A 20,365-nucleotide genomic window follows, 5' to 3' on the forward strand; every position below is an offset into this window, starting at 1 on the left:
TATGTACTTTCTTTGTGTAACTAATAACAACACAATTAACAAAGTTTCAACAGCAAAGAATAATAACGCATTTTCTTCGATAAAATACAACCCTACAATCTGAAGACCTATAATAAGTAAGGAAATGCTCATACTCTTCCGATCTATTTTCATATCAACATATTTCTTTGTATCAAAAACCCTCATTAACCACATTGCTAAATAACCAAGGAGGGTAGAAAATGCAGCAGCTTGTATCCCCCAAAAAGGTATCAAAATAAAATTAACAACTATATTAACTACAGCCCCAACTACTGAAGTTGTAAATGCACCCTTAGTCTTTTTTGAGGCAGTATAATTAGTTCCAAAAAAACTTGAAAATGCTTGAAAGACGGTCCCTACCAACAACATAGGAACATACTTCCATGATTCATAAAACGCATCTGCAACAAACACACTCATTAACGGCTTAAGAATTAACAAAATTAAGCTAGTTACAAGAAATAAAAGTGAAGATAAAACCCCAAAGATATTTTTGTAGAAGTTTTCATATCCCTCTTTTCCATATTCTTGTATTGCAGATAACTGCCATGCCATGAAAAATATACTGTTTACAAGCGTAATTAGTGAGGGAAATTTATATGAAACAGAATATATGCCAGTTGCATCAAATCCTAAATAATATGTTAATATGTACCTATCTGAAACACTCATAACCCACAACATCAAACCATTTGGAATCAAAGGTACAGAATAAATAAGCATGGTTTTCATAAATGATTTGTCAAAAGATTTAATGTTCAAATATTTAAAAACATTCCCAAATACTAATAAAATAAATATATTAATAGCATGAGCTAAAACCATAGAAAGAAAATAACCTTCTAACCCCATTTTCAAATAGACAAGAAAGATTATATTAAAAGTAACAAAAGAGGCGGTGTAAGCTAAATCAGAAGCAACAAAAGTTTTTATTTTTCCCAATCCTCTAACAAATTGTTTCAAAACACCATTCAGCATAGAAAAAAACAAAATTAAATAAAAAAATAAAGTGTATGAAGAGAAAGGCTCAATCCTTCTAAAGATTGGGAAAAGAAGTAAACCAATTAGCATACCGATTAAACAAAGAAGGATTCCATTCATTAAAACGCTTGATGCAGATTCGTTTTCTCTCATATCTACAGAATATCTAAAAACTGCTTCTATTGCTTGAAATGTAATTAAAGGGATTAACAATGAAATGGTAGTTTGTAATACATCAAGTTGTCCATAATCACTCGTAGTTAGCATTCTAGTGTATAATGGAAGCATAAAAAAAGATATAGTTTTGGAGCCTATGTTTCCTATTGCAAATAACAATGAATTTTTAATTAATGATTTATATTGATTCAATTATTTTCACCTTTTATAATATAATAGATTTTCAATATTAAATAGTAACTATATAAAAGAGTAATTTTATTTATTATTGTTATCAGATGATAAAAATCTTTTTGCTTTTTTTCTTATGAAATTTATTCCTCGTTTAGCAAATATGACCTGTTTTTCAATGAACGAAGGAGGGCTCATGTATTTCTTAATAACATAACTAAACTCCTTACTATTGAAATCGTCAAAAAATTTGTCTCTTCCTTTTGGCTTATTAACTGGTTTGACAATACAAGGGTTATTCTTTATAGCATGTTCTAAATCCCCTTCATGAATCTCAAGCCTTTTTTTACAACTGTCTAAAAGAAAAATCCCTTTTTCTGAATTGATTAACAAAAGAGAAACTCGCAGGTTATCGTCTAAATCAGGATATTTACTCCCTCTACCCCAATAATCTCCTAAAGTTATATCTGCTGAACAAGGTTGTCAAAATAAAATTCTTCAGTCTTGTATGTAATATATCGAGCTGTTTTCTTTGCAGCTGAAGCAAGACCATTTTCTTTAATTTTCTCTCTTAACTTCCAGAGGTTAAACATACCAATTCCCACACTAGATGTAATCAATTTACGTGCTATAATTTAAATCCCTGAGTTCAGTCGTTAGTAGCAGCTGCTAGGATATTCCTCAAATATTCCATGCTGACCTTTTCTTCCGTATAATTGTTCACAGTGTCCCAAGTTTTGTAAATGATTCTACTTGCCACATTGTATCTCATTTCAAGTAGCGTTTGAATGATAGATGTTAGTTCAGGAACATTTCGTGGAGTAACAAGAAATCCATTTTCTCCATTTTTTACAATACCATCAATCCCCCATCCTTTAGCTCCTACGACTATGTTGGCTTTTGCCATAGCTTCCAAATATGCCATCCCAAAAGTTTCAGGGGCACTAACCATAATAAAAACATCTGAATTTTTCATATATTCATAAACTTCTTCCCTAGATTTCCATCCTACAAAATTTACTCTGTCTTGCAATGAAAGATCCCTCACTAATTTATCTAAATTGTCTCTTTCTTTGCCGTCTCCTATTATTGTATATTTCCAGTTGTAATTTTTAAGACTTGACAAAGCTAGTAAATTCACATCAATATTTTTCAATTTGTGAAAAGTACAAGCTGTTAAAAAATGTATTTCATGCTTATTATTCCAGGAGTTTGCTTTTTCTTTAAAAAATGAAATAGGCTCGATAATTTGTTTTGGTATGCCAGAATTTCCCACCACAATTTTGTCTTGATATTCGGGGAATATTTCTATTAGTCGTGCTTTCACAGATTGTGACCTACAAACAATTTTATAGCTATTTTTAAAACTCTTTTTATAAAAAAATTGGTCAAAAAAATTAAGATGAAGATCGCTTTGATGCAATCCACTCACAAACTTAGAATTAAACTTCTTAGCTAATTTATATGCCCATAGAAAAGAGGAAGAATGATGAGCAATAACAAAATCTGGATGATAGTTCAAATTTTGAACTTTATTTATGACCTCACTGTAAGAAATATATATTTTTGTTTTAGGGATTCTGAGAACCGGTATATTATATATCTTAACCCCATCTAAAATAAAATATTCTTCATACTTTGTTTTATTCCTTTGAGGAACAAAATAAGGCCTTATAACGATTACATTATGTTCTTTGACCCAGTGTTTAACAATGTAGTGTAACGCATAAGTTATCTCTTTTCTCGAATGGCCTTCGTAAGCAGGATATAGACTAGAAATAAATAAAATATTCATTTGATTCTCCTACCTTTTTAGAATTATTTTTGCGATGTCTTTTAATTTTCTTAATATACTTTTGTCATATATATGAAAATATTGTTTTTGAGTACCTCCGAATTTCCTAAAATTTGATTCTATACTTTCTATCATCGAGCCTTCAAAATAGAAAGATATGACTTTATCGTAATAATACTCAATAGCTTTTCACTGTATTAAATTTTGAGTTTTAATATATCTCCTCCTAAAGATTTTATGAATTTAAATCCTTTAGGTAATCCTAGATTATCAATATCATGAGTCAAAAAAGCTTTTGGGGTTTCATTGTTATAATTCAGCTTTAATTCTTTTCTTATGTTTCCTACAAGCATCTCGACTACAGGTTCTTCTAAAACACCCTTTTTGTAGCTAAAGCTCTCTGTAGCGGAAAATCTACCATACTCATCTTTTATGTTGTTATGAGTATATTCCCAGTATCCTGATAAAAAGAAGAAAATAGTTCCTATATTATCTCCTTTGAAAGAAAAATCATCGAAATCATTTAACAACTCTTCATCTGTTTTGTCCCAAAAATCATAGATTTCAAAGCTAAGCGTTTTGTTTATCGTGTATCTACCATTTTTAACATCGATTTCTATTGGTTCAACAAACGTTCTTTTCAAGTATTTTTCTACATAATTTTTTACATCTTCTGTATTCATATCTTTTCTATCTCCCCAACAAAAACTCACACTTAAATTCACTTAATTTTTCTTTCTCATCGATATCCCAGAACATGATTATTTGAGAATTGTCTATGTTTTGTAGATCGTTTTTTGTTATGTAATCTACCTCTAATTCTTTCAATAATCCTTCGATTATCTCTTTCATTTCTTTATCGTTTCCAAATAGAACATAAGTTCTATTTCTTCCATAAGTTTGAATTATTCTTTCTATGTTTTGTTTAATAATCAACGTTTTATTATAATATCTTTTTATATAGTCGATTGTCTTTTCGCTTTTTTCTTTAAATCCTTCAGGGGTTAATTAATATGTATCTGAAACTTTTTCCATCAAGTCTTTCCAGCTTTACAAGTCCTTTTTTGACAAATTTTTTTAATAGGAGATTAACCATTCCCAAAGATAGTCCAGACTTTTTAGATATTTCCCTTTGAGTTACTGAAGCGTTGTTTTCTATTATTTCTAGTATTAGTAATTCGCTTTCTTCCATTTTTATCTGCACCTTTGTTCATTTTTTGAACAATTTTATATGTTATACTAGATTTTTTCTAAATATTTTTGGTAAAGCAATTATTTCAGCTAAGAAAAAGTACTGTGCCTTGTTTAAAACAGAAACAGAAGTTCCAAGATAATTTTCTGTTGCGGCATAAATACCAAAATTAGACCTTCCAAAATATACGTTTTCTAAATATGTAACGAGTATCTCTTCTTTTGAAATATTTTTTTCTATGTTTATCGCTTTAATAATTTTATTAACTTTGTTGATAAACTTTTTATTTCATTTGCTTTTTCCTGTGATAACTGAGAATGATTGAGTTATTGTGCTTGCTTTTTCTTTTAAAGCTAAGCTTTTTATATTATGAATTACTACTCTAATTAATTCATCCAATCTAAACCTCTATGCCTTAAAAACCTTTTGTCTTCTACAAGGATAATAAACAAAACAAGGTCTTGACTTATATTATATTTTTGTGAAAAACTCTTTTATCCATTCAATTTCTTGTTGTTTTAAGTAAAACTACACCTCATCCCTCGTTTTTACGTTTTTAATGTGTACAATTTTAAAAGTAGTTAGAATAGAATATATTTAATTGTAGTTTGTCCAATTATATAGTTTCATACTTTATTTGATGTTGATTTTTTATTTCTCGTTCAAACTTCAAGACAGAAGGCATCAATAACCCATAATGAATCCAAAAAATCATATGCCCATAAGATCTAGAAAACAAAACGATCAAAGTAACATATACTCCCGAAAAAAACAATGCTTTTAGAATTTTGTTGTCGTATTTTACAAAATATTTGTAAGATTTAAACAAGTAAATAAAATAAGGAACAAAAATAAGTAAAAAGTTTACTAATCCATATTCTGCCCAATAAGAAAGTATATTATGCATATAACCTCGGGTATTTCCGAACACCCTATATTCATACATAAATTCTCCCAAAATTGGTTTTTCTTTCAGAACTTTAAATCCTTCCTTGAATTGAATTAATCTTTCATTTAATGAAGCATCTTCAAGATTTATCACGTAATGTATCCTAATTAAATACTTATTAATAGTATTAATAAAAACAGAATTACCCTGTAATTGAATCGGTTGATTACTGATTTGAATATAAAATACCAATGCCCAAATAATTAAAACTATTAAAACAAGAGTTGTAAAAATCTTTAAGATAATATTTCTTTTTAAATAAATAGAATATACTATGTTCACTAATATAGTCAAAATAAAAAAAGTTATCGACGTAAAGGAACTATAAAACAATAGTATTATTAAAGAAATGAGTAATGGTATATATCTAGATTTTTTTGTATCTTCTAAATTAAAAAGAATGATTGCTAAAAAAGCTACATGATCTGAAATGTTCAAAACTCCTTCTGGCCTAGCAAGAAAGCTTTCTTTCCAGAAGATCATAATATATACCAAAGAACCCAAAAAGTAGACTAAACTATTTATTCTTATAAACTTTAATAAATTGATATTATTTACAATCAAATAGAATGAAATTAAAATAACAAATATTTGTAGAACTCTTGCATAGTACAACAGATAATCACTTGCAATATTGTAGTTTGTGCTGATAAAAGTTGTAAAAATAATACTTATCAATAAAATTAAAAAATAAAAAATAAAATCTCTATCTTTAAAAATTGTGACTTTTTCAAAGAATAAAAAAAATAAGGCTAAAAATAAGAAAAATATTATTAGTACGCTAAATGGAATATCAACATTAAGATATACCAGAAAAGCATCAAATAGAGAAACTCCTAAAAGTAGCACTCCTAAAATAAATAATAATTTATTGCTCATTTGTTAGATCCTTTCAACATAAAATTTCTAGCTTTAATAAATTGATAAAATACTTCTTTCTATCTTTTATAGAAGGACTTTCTTCCAAGTTTTCAAAGTTTTTGTACAATAATTTTACTATTTCAAAGATAATCACAAATCAAAATTGAGTAGTTTCCTTCAAATTATTATATTTTCTTAAAATTTGTATTAACAATTTAGATATAGTCCCTTACCATTTCCTTTAAAGATGATAATTTTTTGTTTCTCTTATGTAGAGAGTGAACAAGTATTCTTAAATTAAATTAAGTCTACCCACAGCAATAAAAATAATGATTTTAAAATTCTTTAAAGCTTTAAATCCAAAAGTTCTTTTCCTAAAACCTCTAAGTTTATAATTTATACCTGCGATTTTAGCAGTAGTAATATTTGTTTTTATGTCTAAAAAGATAATGTCTATATGATTTAAAATAGTTTTAGATGCTTTAGTCATTTCTGGTATGTTTGATTTCATTACCTTGTTGTAGTAACATTTGAAAAACTTTGCTGCATAAGACGTCTTTTGTAATCAAATATCTTTTTAAATTTAAGCAACATACCATATAATTTTACTGTTTCAAGATTTTGGTATCCCATCAATTCATCTAATCTTCTCTTCTCTTTTTATTTAGATTCTTTAGGCTTTTCAAGAATAAATATTCAGTTCTTTTAAGTTCGGGATAAAGTTTGTTTTCTTTTTTTCTGACTTTGTCAAGTTGTTTATTCCACTCTTTAATCACATGGAATTTATCGAATATTATCTTTACTTTGGGGAACTCTTTCTTTGCCGCAGCTTAAAGGGTACTGACATATTCGTACATATGAATTTTATATCTTTTGGATCACCTTTTTCTGGATGTATCTTTCTTTGAATAGTGTAGAGAAAGGTATTTGCATCTTTTCCGCCAGCTATGTACATAAACTTTTCTCTTTCTACATCCAAGAATTGGTAAGATAAACATGATGCTTTTTCCTTATTATTTCATCAACATAGAGTATTTTTATTGGTTCTTTTGAGGAATCTTGTTTTTGTATTTCTTGTGAAATGTAGTAATCTAATATCATCCTATTCTATTTTGAGGTATATGATATTTTTCAGATATCTCAGAAAAAGTCATGTGATTATATAATTTAAGCATAAATGCTTCAAATAACATTGAGAATCTAAACCCTTTTCGAGCTCAAGAAATTTCCACAATTTTTGTTCCATTATCCGTTTTTATCCTTATCGCTCTAGCGGGTTTGTAAGTTTCATAATCACCCCTTGTAAGAATTGGAAAAAAATAAAGCGAATATATAAAACTAACTTAAAAAATCGTACAAATAGTCAGCTGCTTTTTTCATGTTGTGTTTTAACATTACTTCTTTTTTTAACTTTAACAAATTCTCTGCCTGTATAATTATTTCATCGTTAATAATTTTTTCTAAACATCTAGATAGTTCATCTTTATTATTTATTAAAAATGAGTCATTCTCATTCAAAATTAGTTTTGTGTTTCCCACGTTGGTACTAACAATAATATTTTCAAAGTTTATAGCTTCTAAAAGGGATTGAGAAGGATAATTATCATATTTTTGCAAAGAAACAAATACTTTAGATTTAGATAATAATTCTTCGTTATTTAAAGAATATCTCATTAACACTATGTCTTCTAAGTTATTTTTATGAATATACTTTTTTATTTTATTTTCTAATTTTCCACCTCCAACAATATACACTTTCCAATTTTTATTGATTAACGTTTCTTTTATTTCATTAATTGCTTCTAGTAACATTAAAGGCTGTTTTTCCTCAATTAATTGTCCTAAAAATACTATATAATTTTCTTTATTTTCTAAATGGTTCAAACTATCATAATTGGTAAAACTATTTGGGGTGACATTAGATTTATTTAATATATTTCTATTGTTCCAGTATATCTCAAAATAATCATATAACCAATCAATTTTCAAAGATTTTTTTATTAAAACATTGTACATCAAACGATTTAAAATAGAATGATTAAATTTTCTCTGCGCTACTTCGCAAGAAGTTACTGACAAATATAAATTGATCTTTTTCTTTATTAAGTAAAGATATAAGAAAAAACTACTTCTGTTAGGAGAAATAATATGGACATTTTTTATATTATCTATATTACTTTCAAAAAAATCTATAAAATAGTACCAATCTATGTATTTGTTTTTTTGTTTTATAAAGTGACACTCAATATTAGAATTATTTTTATCAATAAAATTATAAATAATATTTTCATTTTCTTTATTAGTAACTATATTTATTTTTATATTTTCATGTTCTTTTGAAATGTAATTATAAAGTCTTAAAAATCTTCTTTCAGCACCACCTCCTTTTTCAAAATTTCTTTTATAAAAAAGGACATATATTTCCTTCATCAAAGTTCCTCCTCGTATAATAGTAATAGTCACTTTAGAAATTCTAAAACGAACAATTTAACGTATGTTTAATCCTTCCTGTTGTTGACATTTACCTCCTTACGATATAATCTCTTTGGTATTATTAATTCACTAAATCGTAATGAGGTTTTACAAATGTCTTACTACTCTAATGCTTCTCAACTTTATTTCGATTTCGTTTATGATCAATATCTTAATGTACATTCTGAATCTAAATATCTTCTTGATTTAATCAATGTTATCGATTGGTCTGTTGTTCCTAATTTTAACCATAAGCGTGGTAAACTAGGTTATTCTAATCAGTCTATCCTTATTTTGTTCGTATAAAAGGTTAAATAGTTTAATACTAGAGAATTGATTTATTTCCTTAGAACTAATCCTCAATTCGCTCAAGCTATTGGATTTGATCCTATCAATAACTTTGTTCCTTCTGAGGCTACTTTCTCTGTCTTTAAAAAGAAATTTGATACTTCTTTTTTGTTTGAGATTATTGCTCACTCTATTCAAAAGGGTATTGATGAGGGCATTTTCGATCCTAATAATCTGTGTATCGATTCTTATCCTATCTCTTTTCGTTCTTTCTTTAACAACAAAAAGAGTCATGGTAAATTCATGAATCAAAAAGAGTATTATTCTCGTCCTATCCAAGCTAACTTTGGCGTTAAACCTGTTTCTAACTCTAAACCTGTTTACGATAAAAACGGTAATCAAAAGCAATCTATTTCTTATTTCGGTTTTAAAGCTCATACGCTTTTATGATTTTTAATTGTTTCTCAAAACGAGTTGTTAGACTGATATCATCGGAATCCATTCGGGCTATTACATCTTCCAAAATGTTAATAACAAATTCTTAAGGTTCCTTCAAATCAAAAGTTTTTTCTGAAACTAGTGTTTTTATTGAGTAGAATTATTCTTATGCCTATTGTTTTTTCAAGGAAAAAATCATTCTTTTTTTTCTCTTAAAAACTTTTTGTAAACAAACAATCTAAAATTTTCAGGTACAATACGAAAAGAAAATCTGATGGATAAGGAGGTAAAATATTGAAAATGATTCAAAAATTCAATCTCTAGCAATTTTTTAAAGAAAGCTTTTTCATCTTTGAAATATTCTAATCCACCTCTTCTTTTTATCGTTTCTTTACCAGTTCTAAATTTTAGCAAAGGTTCTTGAATATTATAAAATCTGTATCCTTTTTTTAACATCCTCACCCATAAATAATAATCTTCAAAACCATTTATTTTTTGATAATTTCCGCTTTCTAAAACAGCTTTCTTGTTAAACATAACAGAAGGATGATTTATGGGATTTCTTAACTTTGCATACTTCAAAATATTAGAATGATTTTCTGGGACCTTTTTGAACCCAACAATATTGTCTTCATTAGTTTCAAATTCTAAAATATTTGTACCGACAACGTCATATTTGTTAGAAACAAAAAATCTATATTGTTTTTCAAATCTCTCAGGGAGAGATATATCATCTGCATCCATCCTCGCTACTATATCATAAGAAGTTGCCTCAAGGCCAATATTTAATGCATCACCTAAACCTTTGTTTTCATTCAAAACAACAGATTTAATAATATTAGGATATTCGTTTTTATATTTGTCGAGTATATTTATTAAATCTATTGTAATAGGGCCATCTTCTATAATAACAATTTCTTTAGGTTTTAATGTTTGTTCCACAAGAATACTTCTTAATGCTCTATCTAAATATTCAGCTTTTTCTTTTATATAAATTGACATCAAAACTGAAAAATCGCCCTGCATTCACACCGCTCCTCTTCTCCATATTACTGCTTCTATGGTTTTGATTATAATATTTAAGTCAAGGAATATGTCTCTATTTTTGACATAGTAAAGATCGTAGCTTAGTTTCATTTTTGTTTCTTCTAAAGAAGCTGAGTACTTATACATAATTTGTGCCCAGCCTGTTAATCCTGGTTTTAATTTGTGTCTTGCCCAGTAAAAAGGGATAAGTCCATTGTATTCTTCAACCAATGGGATCTGTTCTGGCCTTGGTCCTACAAAAGACATTTTACCTATTAAAATATCATAAAATTGTAATATTTCGTCAAGTCTTATAGGCCTCATTATTTTTCCTATTTTGAGAATTCTGTCTTGTTCATCAGTTGCAAACTTTGCTTCGTTTTGATCGGTTTTGTTTTTCATGCTTCTAAATTTATGCATCGTGAATTTTTCTCCATTTAAGCCTACTCTTTGCTGTTTATAAACAACAGGCTTTCCATCTTCTAAGAGAATGAGAATTGAAAGAATTAGAATAATTGGAGATAGTATAACTAATGCAATAGTTGATATTGTTATATCAAGAAATCTTTTAGAAGGATGTTCTTTTATATTATTAAATATCACTTCATAATATTCTTTAAATTTTTGAGCTACTTCTATTGGTATGCGATTTAGGTATTTTTCTGCCATATTGGGTAGATATTCTATTTCCATGCCTTCTTCTTTGTAGTGTTGTATTTGTGGTTTTACATGTTTTTCTAGTTCTGGGTCTGTTATAACTATGCCGTGGATTATTTGTGATTTGGTTTGTTGCTTATTTTGTTTTATTATTTCATCAAGGGTTATTGGATCTGGGTTTATGTATTGGGTAAACACGATTTTGTTTAGTGTTTTTTCTGAGATTTCTTGCATTATGTGGCCTATTTCTTCTTTTCTTCCGATAACAAGGTAGTTTTTTATAGGCATGCTTTTTTCGTATATATTATATTCTATTTTGTGCAGTATTGGCAAGATTAATATCGTAAATAATAGGTTTGAAAGGAAAAAGTATCTGTTGAAGTATTTGTTGAGAAAGAAGTAAAGAATTAATATAAGTATGAAACTGATGAGAGTTCCAACAGTGGTTTTTATTAATGATTCTGTATAGCTTTTCATTGTTTGTGTTTCGTATACTCTGAAGGAGTAGATTCCAAGGTATATTATTAGTGATGAGATTATAGTAATTGGTAAGGGTAATTCTAAAAGAAAAGTGTTGAAAGAAAAGATAATTATTATGTCGAGAAATTGGAAAATTAATTTTTTCATTTTTTTCGAGGTACCCCCTAATAATTTATTAGCGCGGCTAAAGCCGCTAAAGAGGTGGGAGAAGGGCTCTGCCCTGGACCCATTATCAAATCAAAAATTTATTTATTGTATAACAGGAAACGTTTTACCTAAAAATTGTTTGTAAAAGCAGCTAAGGCCACTAAAGAGATGGGAGGAGGGCTCTGCCCTGGACCCATTATCAAATCAAAAATTTATTTATTGTATAACAGGAAACGTTTTATCTAAAAATCGTTTGTAAAAGCGGCTAAGGCTGCTAAAGAGATGGGAGGAGGGCTCTGCCCTGGACCCATTATCAAATCAAAAATTTATTTATTGTATAACAGGAAACGTTTTATCTAAAAATCATTTGTAAAAGCAGCTAAGGCTGCTAAATAGGTGAGAGAAGGGCTCTGTCCTGGACCCATTGGAGACGCACAAATTGGTCGTCTCTACATTCTTTGAAATTTAAGTTTCGATGGTTTTCTAATCGGAATACCAAAGATGTACAGGTTGTACATTTCTACAAGTACGAATGGAGTGCAAATTGCACATTGATTGTACAAATATTATAACACAACGATTATTAAAAGAGCATTAAATTTTTTTAAGGCGATACAGTTGAAATATTTAGTATATCGAAAGCTTTTTCGGTAATACGGGCATATTTACTGAATAGGGTTAAGTCTATTTCGTTTTGATCTTTTTTTAAATGGTTATTGGTTGCTAAAAAATTAACAAGATGATTTTCTAAATAATATTTTGCGTTTTTCGTGTCTAATCTTTCAAAATTCATTTCGAATAACACATTCATTTCTTTTAAACGTCTTACTACGTTTTTATTTTCGATCAGCCATTGGTATCTTTCTACATGTAGTAAAACGACGTCGTATCCGTCTAATTGTAAATTAAATATGCTATCAAATGCATACATCGGCAATGTGTCTATTGCAAACTCTACAAAGACAAATTTTTCATTGTATGGAATGAATTCAGTAGCTTTAGGAGTAACGTAGAACTGTGAAGCTAAATAAGTTTTTACGCCGGTATTTTTTTCGATGGTATCTTTAAGTTCTGCATATTTTTCTTTTATTTTGGTTATATCTGTTTTTATTGTTGGGTGGTTTATATGGGGGGTGAATATTACATGGGTTATGTTATTGTGTCTGTATCTGTTTAACTCTTTTAGAGTTTCTTCAAGGGTTCGGGATCCGTCATCTACTGCGGGTAGTAGATGGGTTACTATGTCGATATACATATTTTTCACCCCCTTTTTTTGCCAAAAAATTAAAGTTTGCGAACTTAATGTTGCCATGTGTTAATATTTGTAACTTCTGAAGAAATTATAACATTATTTTTTTATAAAAGTCAAATTTTTATTAAATTTTTATTAAATTTTTATTATGATTTTTTTGTGAGTTTATTGTTATGTTTAACGATGTAGCGGAGGGAGGGAGGGCTCTGCCCTGGACCCATTTATAAAAGCAAAGCTTTTTATTTTTAAAGGTATTAAGTAATTTTTTAACTTGATTGATACTTTAAAGAAGAGAGGAGGAGGGCTCTGCCCTGGACTCATTTTAAATTCAAAACCTTATTTTTAAAAATCATTATTTCTAAAGCACTACCTGAATTTTTTAACTTTTCGGTACTTGTACCGAGAGAGGAAGAGGGCTCCGCCCTGGACCCGCTTTTAAATTCAAAAGATTATTTTGTGGTTGAAACCGTGAAGGATTTGGTGGGGGCTCCGCCCTGGACCCGTTTTAAATTCAAAAACTTTGTTTTTAAAGGTATTAAGTAATTTTTTAACTTGATTGATATTTCAAAGTAGGGGGTGAGGGCTTCGCCCTTGACCCATTTATAAAATCAAAAGATTATTTTGTGGTTGAAACTGCGAACGATGTGGTGAGGGGCTCTGCCCTGGACTCACTTTTAAAATCAAAAGATTATTTTGCAGTTGAAACCGTGAACGATGTGGTGGAGGGCTTCGCCCTGGACCCATTTATAAAATCAAAAATTTATTTATTGTATAACAAGAAAACGTTTTATCTAAAAATCGTTTGTAAAAGCAGCTAATGCTGCCAAAGAGGTGGGAGGAGGGCTCCGCCCTGGACCCATTATAAAAGCAAAGCTTGGTTTTTAAAGGCATTAAATAATTTTTTAACTTGATTGATGCTTTAAAGAAGAGAGGAGGAGGGCTCTGCCCTGGACCCACTTTTAAAATTAAAAGATTATTTTGTGGTTGAAAATGTGAACGATGTGAGGAGGGGCTCCGAGCAGGACCCGTTTTAAATTCAAAAACTTTGTTTTTAAATGTATTAAATAATTTTTAACTTGATTGATACTTTAAAGAAGAGAGGAGGAGGGCTTCGCCCTGGACCCGCTTTAAATTCAAAAGATTATTTTTCGGTTGAAACCGTGAACGATGTGGTGGAGGGCTCCGCCCTGGACCCGTTTTAAATTCAAAAACTTTGTTTTTAAAGGTATTAAGTAATTTTTTAACTTGATTGATACTTTAAAGTAGGGGGAAGAGGGCTTCGCCCTGGACCCATTATAAAAGCAAAGGGCAATTTTATTTATTTTCTTATCGTTGATAACAAATGTATACCATTTTACGGATACTATTAGTGAGAGAGAATATGTAGCTGAGTTGATAGGTATATAAATTTTTATTGTAAAGGAGCTGATGTTTTGAAAGAGATTATTGGGTTGATTCCTGATCTTGTTAGGATGGTTGAGATGCCTGGTAATGGAAAAAAGAAAAAGGAAATTGTAATGCAAGCTGTTAGGGAGTTTTTGAAGTCTATTGGTAAATACTCTCCGATTTTGGATATTGTTATTTCTGTTTTGATTGATGGAGTTGTAGCGTTGTTGTTTCCAAAATCGGGTAGGAAGGAAGACGTAGTAACTCAATAAATTTAGGAGGTGGTATCTATGGCAATGAACTTAACTTCAAGGAAGGCAAAGATCGTTTGGGTAAATTTTGTGGACGGCAAAGAGAAGAAAACTTCTAAATCCTTTGACTTATTCACAGACGTAGAAACAGATATTAAAACTGCTCTTCAAGGATTAGTTAGTCTTTGTGAGAACACTAACGCTGCGTATATCTTCGCAGAAGAGTATCAAATTGTTTAATAACCTTTGAGAAAGTGGATAAAAAATCTATTTAAAGGGGGTTTTTAGTATGAAGAGGTTGCAAATGAAGTTTTATGATCCTGTTGAAAAAAAGAGTAAAACATTGTCGATAGACGGGGTATTAGATACTTTAACTCAAGCTGAAGTAGAACCAGTTATGCAATCGTTGATAGGTGTTTTGGTAAGTGCGGATTCTCAGGTAGATGAAGCAATCATCGTCGAAACAACGACTAATGAAATATTTAATTTGATTGGGTAACATTATAGCCCATGCTCTTGACAGAGCATGGGTTTTTTTGATATAGTATATATTATATTAGTATACGAACGTATAATAAAATCAGGGATAGGAGGGATTTTGTGATGAATCATTTTAATTATGGTAAGTATAGTGACAATCAGTTGATAAAATTAGCTCAAAGTGGGGATGTTAAAGCAAAAGGTAGATTATTTGAAAAGTATGAAGGGTTTATCGTAAATGAGAGTTATAAGTTATCTGAGAATTGTAGGACTGATTTTAAAGATACGTTTGGGAATTTGAGTTATTTGTTTCTTTGTGCAGTTGATAATTTTAATTTTAAGGGTAAGTTCAATGGGTATGTTAAATATTATCTTTCTTTGAAGGTTAGGGATGATATAGGTAAAAGAAAGGCAAGGATGCCGCATGTCCCCAAGGGCGAGCCGTTTTATATAAGAAATTTTAATGAAATAATAATTAGTGATGAAGATTTGGAGGATTATTGAAATAAATCATTTGGTGATTTTGAATGGTTGTTATATAATTTTTTATATATCAAAGTGAGTATGGTTTAACAAACGTAAGTAAGGGAGGGTTAATTATGGATTTAGAGAGTTATGTTTTGGAAAAGGCTAAAAAGGCGAAATCTGTTTCCGGGGAATTTGGATTGAGTTCTGATAATGAAAAAGTGAAGATTTTGTATAGTATTGCTAAGCATATTGAAGATAAGATGGATTACATTATTTCCGAAAATACTAAAGACGTTGAAAAAGCAAAGCAAGTAGGGATTTCAAAAGCTTTGCTTGATAGATTAACTTTGAATAAAGATCGGTTGGTGAATATTGCTAATAGCGTTAGAAAGGTTGCAGAACTTCCTAATTATGTTGGAAATATTACTGAAATGTGGAAAAGGCCCAATGGGTTGTTGATTGGAAAGATGATAGTTCCTTTAGGGGTAATCGCGATAGTTTATGAGGCAAGGCCAAACGTTACTGTGGATGCTGCTGCATTGTGTATAAAATCAGGAAATACAGTTATTTTAAGAGGTGGTTCTGAAGCGATAAACTCCAATATTGCGTTGGTAAATGTGATTCATTCTGCTATTGAAGAAGCGGGTTTTTCAAAAGATATTGTGCAGTTTTTAGACGTTATAGACAGAAAAGCTGTTGATGAGTTGATGAAGTTGTACGATTACATTGATGTATTAATACCTCGAGGTGGTCATTCCCTTATAACAAATACGATAGAGAATTCAAAGATTCCTGTTATTCAAACGGGAGAGGGGAATTGTCATGTGTATGTTGATAAGGATGCAGACGTTGAGAAAGCGTTAAAAATTACGGAAAATGCAAAAATTAGTAGGCCTTCTGTGTGTAACGCTGCAGAAAAGCTTTTGGTTCATAGTTCTATTGCCGATATTTTTCTGCCAAAAGTGTATAAGATTTTTGAAAACAAGGTAGAGTTGAGAGGATGTGAACGTACTTTAAAGATCCTTCCTCAGATAAAATCAGCTAACGATGAAGATTGGGGAAGTGAATACCTCGATTATATTATGGCAATTAAAGTTGTTGACAGTGTTGAAGAAGCAATTGGACATATAAACAAGTACGGCACAAAACATTCGGAAGCTATAATAACAGAAAACTATACAACTTCACAAAAGTTTTTGAATATGATAGATGCGGCTGCGGTGTATGTGAATGCTTCTACAAGGTTCACAGATGGAGAAGAGTTCGGATTCGGAGCAGAGATGGGAATAAGTACGCAAAAACTGCATGTTCGAGGACCTATTGGAATAAAAGAACTAACTACGACAAAGTATATAGTATTAGGAAATGGGCAGGTGAGGTAGTTGTGGGCAAAAGATTGTGTATAATCGGTTTAGGGAAGATGGGAAGTACGTTAGTGAAAGGGTTAGTTCAATCAGGTACGCTTGAAAGTGATAAGATAATAGGAACCGATATTTTTGTGAATGATGTTGAAAAAAATCCTGACTTTTGTAATATAACAACCATGAACAACAATGCAAAGGCAGTTGAACTTTCTGATATTGTTTTACTTGCTGTAAAGCCGCAAATTATCAACAAGGTGTTGGAAGAAATAAGGACGTTATGTGATGGTAAGATAGTGATATCTATTGCCGCGGGAATAACTTTAGGGCATTTGGAAAAGGCTTTGCCGACATCGTGCAGAATAATTAGAGCGATGCCTAACACGCCTGTTTTGGTAAGAGAGGGAGTAATAGCTATTTGTAGTGGGAAAAATGTAACAGAAGAAGATTTAACTATAGTAAAAGGTATTTTGGAAAGTGTGGGTACGGTTTTTGTTGTAGAGGAAGAAATGATGGATACGATAACTGCTCTGAGTGGGAGCGGGCCTGCGTATGTGTATATAATGATAGAAGCGTTATCAGATGGCGGTGTTTTGATGGGATTGCCAAGAGCGCTTTCTACAGAGTTGGCTGCAAGAACTTTGGTTGGTGCTGCAAAAATGGTTTTGGAAAGTGGTAAACACCCTGGAGAGTTGAAAGATATGGTTACATCTCCTGGTGGAACAGCTATACGAGGTATAGAAAATTTAGAATCCCATGGTATTCGCGGTATTCTTATGGACGCAGTAAAAGAAGCAACAAAGCGTGCAAGGGAATTAAATTCTCAAAGAGGTGTTTGATGTGATAGAAAGATATTCGTTGTCTCCTATAAAAGATATTTGGAGTTTAGAAGCTCAATACAATAGGTGGCTTGAAATAGAAATTGCCGTTATACAGGCTTTTGAAGAATTAGGTCAAGCACCAAAAGGAACTGCACAAAAAGTACAGGAAAAGGCAAAAATAGATGTTGACAAGATATTAGAAATGGAAAAAGTTGTGGATCATGATGTGATTGCGTTTATACAGTCTGTTACTGAAGGTATGGGTGATGAGGCGAGATATTTTCACAAAGGGCTTACATCGTCTGATGTAGTAGACACAGCGTTATCTTTGGTTCTTAAAAGGTCGGGAGAAATTATTAAAAATGAATTAGTTAAATATATTGCTACTTTGAAAAATTTGGCTTTTAAGCATAAGTACACTGTGATGGTAGGAAGGACACATGGTGTTCACGCAGAACCTACGTCTTTTGGATTAAAGATTTTAGGATTTGTTGCTGAAGCAGAAAGAAACAACGAACGTTTGGAAAAGGCGATCGATAATATTTCTCAAGGCAAGATCAGTGGAGCTGTTGGAAATTATGCAAATATAGATCCTGAAATAGAGAGAATTGCTTTAGAAAAATTAGGACTAACCCCCTGCAAGGTTTCTACTCAGATTTTACCAAGGGATCTTCATGCCGAGTTTTTTGATGTTTTAGCTTTAATAGGAGCGTCGATTGAAAGGATTGCTATAGAAATTAGGCATTTACAAAAAACAGAGGTGTTAGAAGTAGAAGAACCGTTTAAAAAAGGACAAAGAGGATCATCAGCTATGCCTCATAAGAAAAACCCGATTCTGTGTGAAAGGCTTACGGGAATGTCGAGAATGTTAAGGTCATATTTGTCGGCTGTTTATGAAAATATATCGTTGTGGCATGAAAGGGATATATCTCACTCTTCAGTTGAAAGAGTTCTTATACCAGATGCTACTATGTTAGCTTATTACATGCTTAACAAAGCAAATTATCTTGTTGAAAATTTGGTAGTACATGAAGATAGAATGAAAGAAAACATAGAAAAATCATATAATTTGGTTTATTCTCAGAGAATTTTGTTGAAACTTGTAGAAACAGGATTAAGTAGAGAACAAGCGTATAAGATAGTACAAGAAGATGCAATGAAAGCATGGAATGAAAGAAGAAATTTTAAAGATATAGTCTCACAAGATGAAAGAATAAATAACATACTACAAAAAGAAGTAATAGACGAGTTGTTTAATCCAGAATACTATTTAAAAAATATCGATACTGTATTTGAAAGGTTTGATAGATAAACTCCCCTTCTATATAGAAGGGGAGGCTTCGCCTAAATTTTTATATTAGTATCCAATATATAACAGCTATTGCCAAAATGACAAGAATTATGGGAAGCGCAATAGTTGCCAAACCATAAAACGCTAAAAACACCAGAACAACACTTGCTATTATGATAATTATTCTAAAAATCAAAGGAAAAAATAAAATCGATAAAATTACTAAAAAAATAGCCCCTAATGCCGAAAGAATGCTACTTATCATTTTTATTACCCCCCATTGTTAAGATATGCAATTATTATAGCATATAATCATTAAAAGTTAATGAAAGGGTGGGGCTTCGCCCTGAACCCGTTTTTAAAATCAAAAGATTATTTTGTGGTTGAAACTGCGAACTATGTGGTGGAGGGCTCCGCCCTGAACCCGTTTATAAAAATAAAACTTTGTTTTTAAAGGTATTAAATAATTTTTTAGCTTGATTGATACTTTAAAGTATGGGGAGAAGGGCTCTGCCCTGAACCCGCGTTTAAAATCAAAAGGTTATTTTGCGGTTAAAACCGTGAACGATGTGGTGGAGGGCTTCGCCCTGGACCCGTTTTTAAAATCAAAAGGTTATTTTGCGGTTAAAACCGTGAACTATGTGGTGGAGGGCTCTGCCCTGGACCCGCTTTAAATTCAAAAGATTATTTTTTGGAAGATTATTTTACAGTTGAAACCGTGAATGATGTGGTGAAGGGCTCCGCCCTGAACCCGCTTTTAAAATCAAAAGATAATTTTTTGGTTGAAACCGTGAATGATGTGGTGGGGGGCTCTGCCCTGGACCCGCTTTAAATTCAAAAGATAGTTTTGCGAAAGATAATTTTTCGGTTGAAACCGTAAACGATGTGGTGGGGGGGCTCCGCCCTGAACCCGCTTTAAATTCAAAAGATTATTTTGCGCTTAAAACCACGAACGATGTGGAAGGGGCTCCGCCCTGAACCCACTTTTAAAATCAAAATATAATTTTTTGGTTGAAAGTGCGAACAATGTGGAGGGGCACCGCCCTGAACCCATTTTAAAATCAAAAGAGTATTTTTCGGTTGAAACCGTGAACTATGTGGTGGGGGGCTCTGCCCTGAACCCCTTTTTAAAATCAAAATATAATTTTTTGGTTGAAACCGTGAACTATGTGGTGGGGGGCTCTGCCCTGAACCCCTTTTTAAAATCAAAATATAATTTTTTGGTTGAAACCGTGGAGGATGTGGTGGGGGGGCTCCGCCCTGGACCCGCTTTAAATTCAAAAGAGTATTTTGTGGTTAAACCACGAACGATGTGGTGGGGGGCTGTGCAGGTATAAAAAAATGCCGCTATTGTTTAGCGGCATTTTGAAATAAGAAAGGGGGCGATACCTACTCTCGCA

29 protein-coding genes and 1 pseudogene are annotated in these 20,365 nt (G+C 31.1%); 13 read left to right on the forward strand and 17 right to left on the reverse strand.

Going from position 1 to position 20,365, the window contains the following annotated elements; translation table 11 throughout:
* The 13 genes and pseudogenes from X924_RS08030 to X924_RS08080 form a co-directional block, all read right to left on the reverse strand.
* On the reverse strand, positions 1–1,371 hold a 1,371-nt coding region (locus X924_RS08030; protein WP_121958405.1), incomplete at its 3' end, for a lipopolysaccharide biosynthesis protein.
* A 66-nt stretch (positions 1,372–1,437) separates the two neighbouring features.
* Entirely contained in the window at positions 1,438–1,743 is a 306-nt protein-coding gene (locus tag X924_RS08035) for a hypothetical protein (protein ID WP_369826034.1), read from the reverse strand.
* A 68-nt stretch (positions 1,744–1,811) separates the two neighbouring features.
* The gene (locus tag X924_RS10390; protein WP_255398039.1) at positions 1,812–1,943 is read right to left on the reverse strand and encodes a hypothetical protein; all 132 of its coding nucleotides are present in this window, start codon (positions 1,941–1,943) and stop codon (positions 1,812–1,814) included.
* A 56-nt stretch (positions 1,944–1,999) separates the two neighbouring features.
* Complete coding sequence (locus X924_RS08040; RefSeq protein ID WP_121958407.1) at positions 2,000–3,145, reverse strand: glycosyltransferase; 1,146 nt, start codon at positions 3,143–3,145, stop codon at positions 2,000–2,002.
* A gap of 197 nt (positions 3,146–3,342) precedes the next feature.
* On the reverse strand, positions 3,343–3,828 hold the full coding sequence (locus X924_RS08045) for a hypothetical protein (protein WP_121958408.1): 486 nt from the start codon (positions 3,826–3,828) through the stop codon (positions 3,343–3,345).
* 7 nt (positions 3,829–3,835) lie between these two features.
* Positions 3,836–4,081: a hypothetical protein gene (locus X924_RS10340; protein ID WP_233186620.1), complete on the reverse strand. Its 246-nt coding sequence runs from the start codon at positions 4,079–4,081 to the stop codon at positions 3,836–3,838.
* Between the two features lie 61 nt (positions 4,082–4,142).
* Positions 4,143–4,337, reverse strand: coding sequence for a winged helix-turn-helix transcriptional regulator (locus X924_RS10345; RefSeq protein WP_233186621.1), 195 nt, complete (start codon positions 4,335–4,337; stop codon positions 4,143–4,145).
* 42 nt (positions 4,338–4,379) lie between these two features.
* The gene (locus tag X924_RS10490; protein ID WP_121958426.1) at positions 4,380–4,613 is read right to left on the reverse strand and encodes a transglycosylase domain-containing protein; all 234 of its coding nucleotides are present in this window, start codon (positions 4,611–4,613) and stop codon (positions 4,380–4,382) included.
* Positions 4,614–4,953: 340 nt separating this feature from the next.
* Positions 4,954–6,165, reverse strand: a complete 1,212-nt coding sequence (locus tag X924_RS08065) for a hypothetical protein (protein ID WP_121958409.1) — start codon at positions 6,163–6,165, stop codon at positions 4,954–4,956.
* 274 nt (positions 6,166–6,439) lie between these two features.
* Positions 6,440–6,658 (reverse strand): transposase, encoded by a 219-nt coding sequence (locus tag X924_RS10395; RefSeq protein ID WP_121958410.1) that lies wholly within the window; start codon positions 6,656–6,658, stop codon positions 6,440–6,442.
* Positions 6,658–6,783, reverse strand: coding sequence for a hypothetical protein (locus X924_RS10400; protein ID WP_255398040.1), 126 nt, complete (start codon positions 6,781–6,783; stop codon positions 6,658–6,660). Before X924_RS10400 ends, X924_RS10395 begins: the two co-directional genes overlap by 1 nt.
* Positions 6,784–6,788: 5 nt before the next feature.
* Positions 6,789–6,962, reverse strand: a pseudogene (locus X924_RS10495) (transposase); the annotation flags it as partial.
* Positions 6,963–7,485: 523 nt separating this feature from the next.
* Positions 7,486–8,577, reverse strand: a complete 1,092-nt coding sequence (locus tag X924_RS08080) for a glycosyltransferase (RefSeq protein ID WP_121958412.1) — start codon at positions 8,575–8,577, stop codon at positions 7,486–7,488.
* A gap of 156 nt (positions 8,578–8,733) precedes the next feature.
* On the opposite strand from X924_RS08080, the gene X924_RS08085 reads away from it, so the two are divergent.
* Together X924_RS08085 and X924_RS08090 are read left to right on the forward strand one after the other, a co-directional pair.
* Positions 8,734–8,925 (forward strand): hypothetical protein, encoded by a 192-nt coding sequence (locus X924_RS08085; RefSeq protein ID WP_121958413.1) that lies wholly within the window; start codon positions 8,734–8,736, stop codon positions 8,923–8,925.
* 27 nt (positions 8,926–8,952) lie between these two features.
* Entirely contained in the window at positions 8,953–9,357 is a 405-nt protein-coding gene (locus X924_RS08090; protein WP_121958414.1) for a hypothetical protein, read from the forward strand.
* Positions 9,358–9,540: 183 nt separating this feature from the next.
* On the opposite strand, the gene X924_RS08095 is transcribed toward X924_RS08090, so the two are convergent.
* The 3 genes from X924_RS08095 to X924_RS08105 all read right to left on the reverse strand — a co-directional run bounded on the left by X924_RS08095 (position 9,541) and on the right by X924_RS08105 (position 12,910).
* Entirely contained in the window at positions 9,541–10,371 is an 831-nt protein-coding gene (locus tag X924_RS08095; RefSeq protein WP_121958415.1) for a glycosyltransferase, read from the reverse strand.
* Entirely contained in the window at positions 10,372–11,655 is a 1,284-nt protein-coding gene (locus X924_RS08100) for an exopolysaccharide biosynthesis polyprenyl glycosylphosphotransferase (protein ID WP_121958416.1), read from the reverse strand.
* 604 nt (positions 11,656–12,259) lie between these two features.
* The gene (locus tag X924_RS08105; RefSeq protein ID WP_121958417.1) at positions 12,260–12,910 is read right to left on the reverse strand and encodes a CpsB/CapC family capsule biosynthesis tyrosine phosphatase; all 651 of its coding nucleotides are present in this window, start codon (positions 12,908–12,910) and stop codon (positions 12,260–12,262) included.
* Between the two features lie 620 nt (positions 12,911–13,530).
* Here X924_RS08105 and X924_RS10085 point away from each other — a divergent pair.
* From X924_RS10085 to purB, 8 genes are all read left to right on the forward strand, one after another.
* A complete protein-coding gene (locus tag X924_RS10085; protein WP_146255687.1) occupies positions 13,531–13,725 on the forward strand; it encodes a hypothetical protein in 195 nt (64 codons plus the stop codon).
* 615 nt (positions 13,726–14,340) lie between these two features.
* Positions 14,341–14,565, forward strand: coding sequence for a hypothetical protein (locus tag X924_RS08110; RefSeq protein ID WP_121958418.1), 225 nt, complete (start codon positions 14,341–14,343; stop codon positions 14,563–14,565).
* An 18-nt stretch (positions 14,566–14,583) separates the two neighbouring features.
* On the forward strand, positions 14,584–14,784 hold the full coding sequence (locus tag X924_RS08115; RefSeq protein ID WP_121958419.1) for a hypothetical protein: 201 nt from the start codon (positions 14,584–14,586) through the stop codon (positions 14,782–14,784).
* Between the two features lie 49 nt (positions 14,785–14,833).
* The gene (locus X924_RS08120) at positions 14,834–15,043 is read left to right on the forward strand and encodes a DUF2922 domain-containing protein (RefSeq protein WP_121958420.1); all 210 of its coding nucleotides are present in this window, start codon (positions 14,834–14,836) and stop codon (positions 15,041–15,043) included.
* Positions 15,044–15,147: 104 nt separating this feature from the next.
* Positions 15,148–15,528: a hypothetical protein gene (locus X924_RS08125; RefSeq protein ID WP_146255688.1), complete on the forward strand. Its 381-nt coding sequence runs from the start codon at positions 15,148–15,150 to the stop codon at positions 15,526–15,528.
* A 95-nt stretch (positions 15,529–15,623) separates the two neighbouring features.
* Positions 15,624–16,874, forward strand: coding sequence for a glutamate-5-semialdehyde dehydrogenase (locus X924_RS08130; protein WP_121958422.1), 1,251 nt, complete (start codon positions 15,624–15,626; stop codon positions 16,872–16,874).
* Between the two features lie 2 nt (positions 16,875–16,876).
* Positions 16,877–17,692 carry a pyrroline-5-carboxylate reductase gene (gene proC, locus X924_RS08135; RefSeq protein WP_121958423.1) on the forward strand — a complete coding sequence of 272 codons (816 nt, stop codon included), beginning with the start codon at positions 16,877–16,879 and terminating at the stop codon, positions 17,690–17,692.
* A 1-nt stretch (position 17,693) separates the two neighbouring features.
* Positions 17,694–18,986, forward strand: a complete 1,293-nt coding sequence (gene purB / locus X924_RS08140) for an adenylosuccinate lyase (RefSeq protein WP_121958424.1) — start codon at positions 17,694–17,696, stop codon at positions 18,984–18,986.
* A 40-nt stretch (positions 18,987–19,026) separates the two neighbouring features.
* On the opposite strand, the gene X924_RS08145 is transcribed toward purB, so the two are convergent.
* Entirely contained in the window at positions 19,027–19,230 is a 204-nt protein-coding gene (locus X924_RS08145; protein WP_199172678.1) for a hypothetical protein, read from the reverse strand.
* 211 nt (positions 19,231–19,441) lie between these two features.
* Here X924_RS08145 and X924_RS10090 point away from each other — a divergent pair, with 211 nt between their 5' ends.
* The 3 genes from X924_RS10090 (at position 19,442) to X924_RS08150 (ending at position 20,302) form a co-directional block, all read left to right on the forward strand.
* On the forward strand, positions 19,442–19,639 hold the full coding sequence (locus X924_RS10090; protein WP_146255689.1) for a hypothetical protein: 198 nt from the start codon (positions 19,442–19,444) through the stop codon (positions 19,637–19,639).
* 17 nt (positions 19,640–19,656) lie between these two features.
* A complete protein-coding gene (locus X924_RS10170) occupies positions 19,657–19,797 on the forward strand; it encodes a hypothetical protein (protein WP_158245354.1) in 141 nt (46 codons plus the stop codon).
* A gap of 175 nt (positions 19,798–19,972) precedes the next feature.
* Positions 19,973–20,302, forward strand: a complete 330-nt coding sequence (locus X924_RS08150; protein WP_146255690.1) for a hypothetical protein — start codon at positions 19,973–19,975, stop codon at positions 20,300–20,302.
* Positions 20,303–20,365 lie beyond the last annotated feature (63 nt).

Source organism: Petrotoga sp. 9PWA.NaAc.5.4 (genome assembly GCF_002895485.1).
Classification (GTDB): Bacteria; Thermotogota; Thermotogae; order Petrotogales; family Petrotogaceae; genus AZRK01.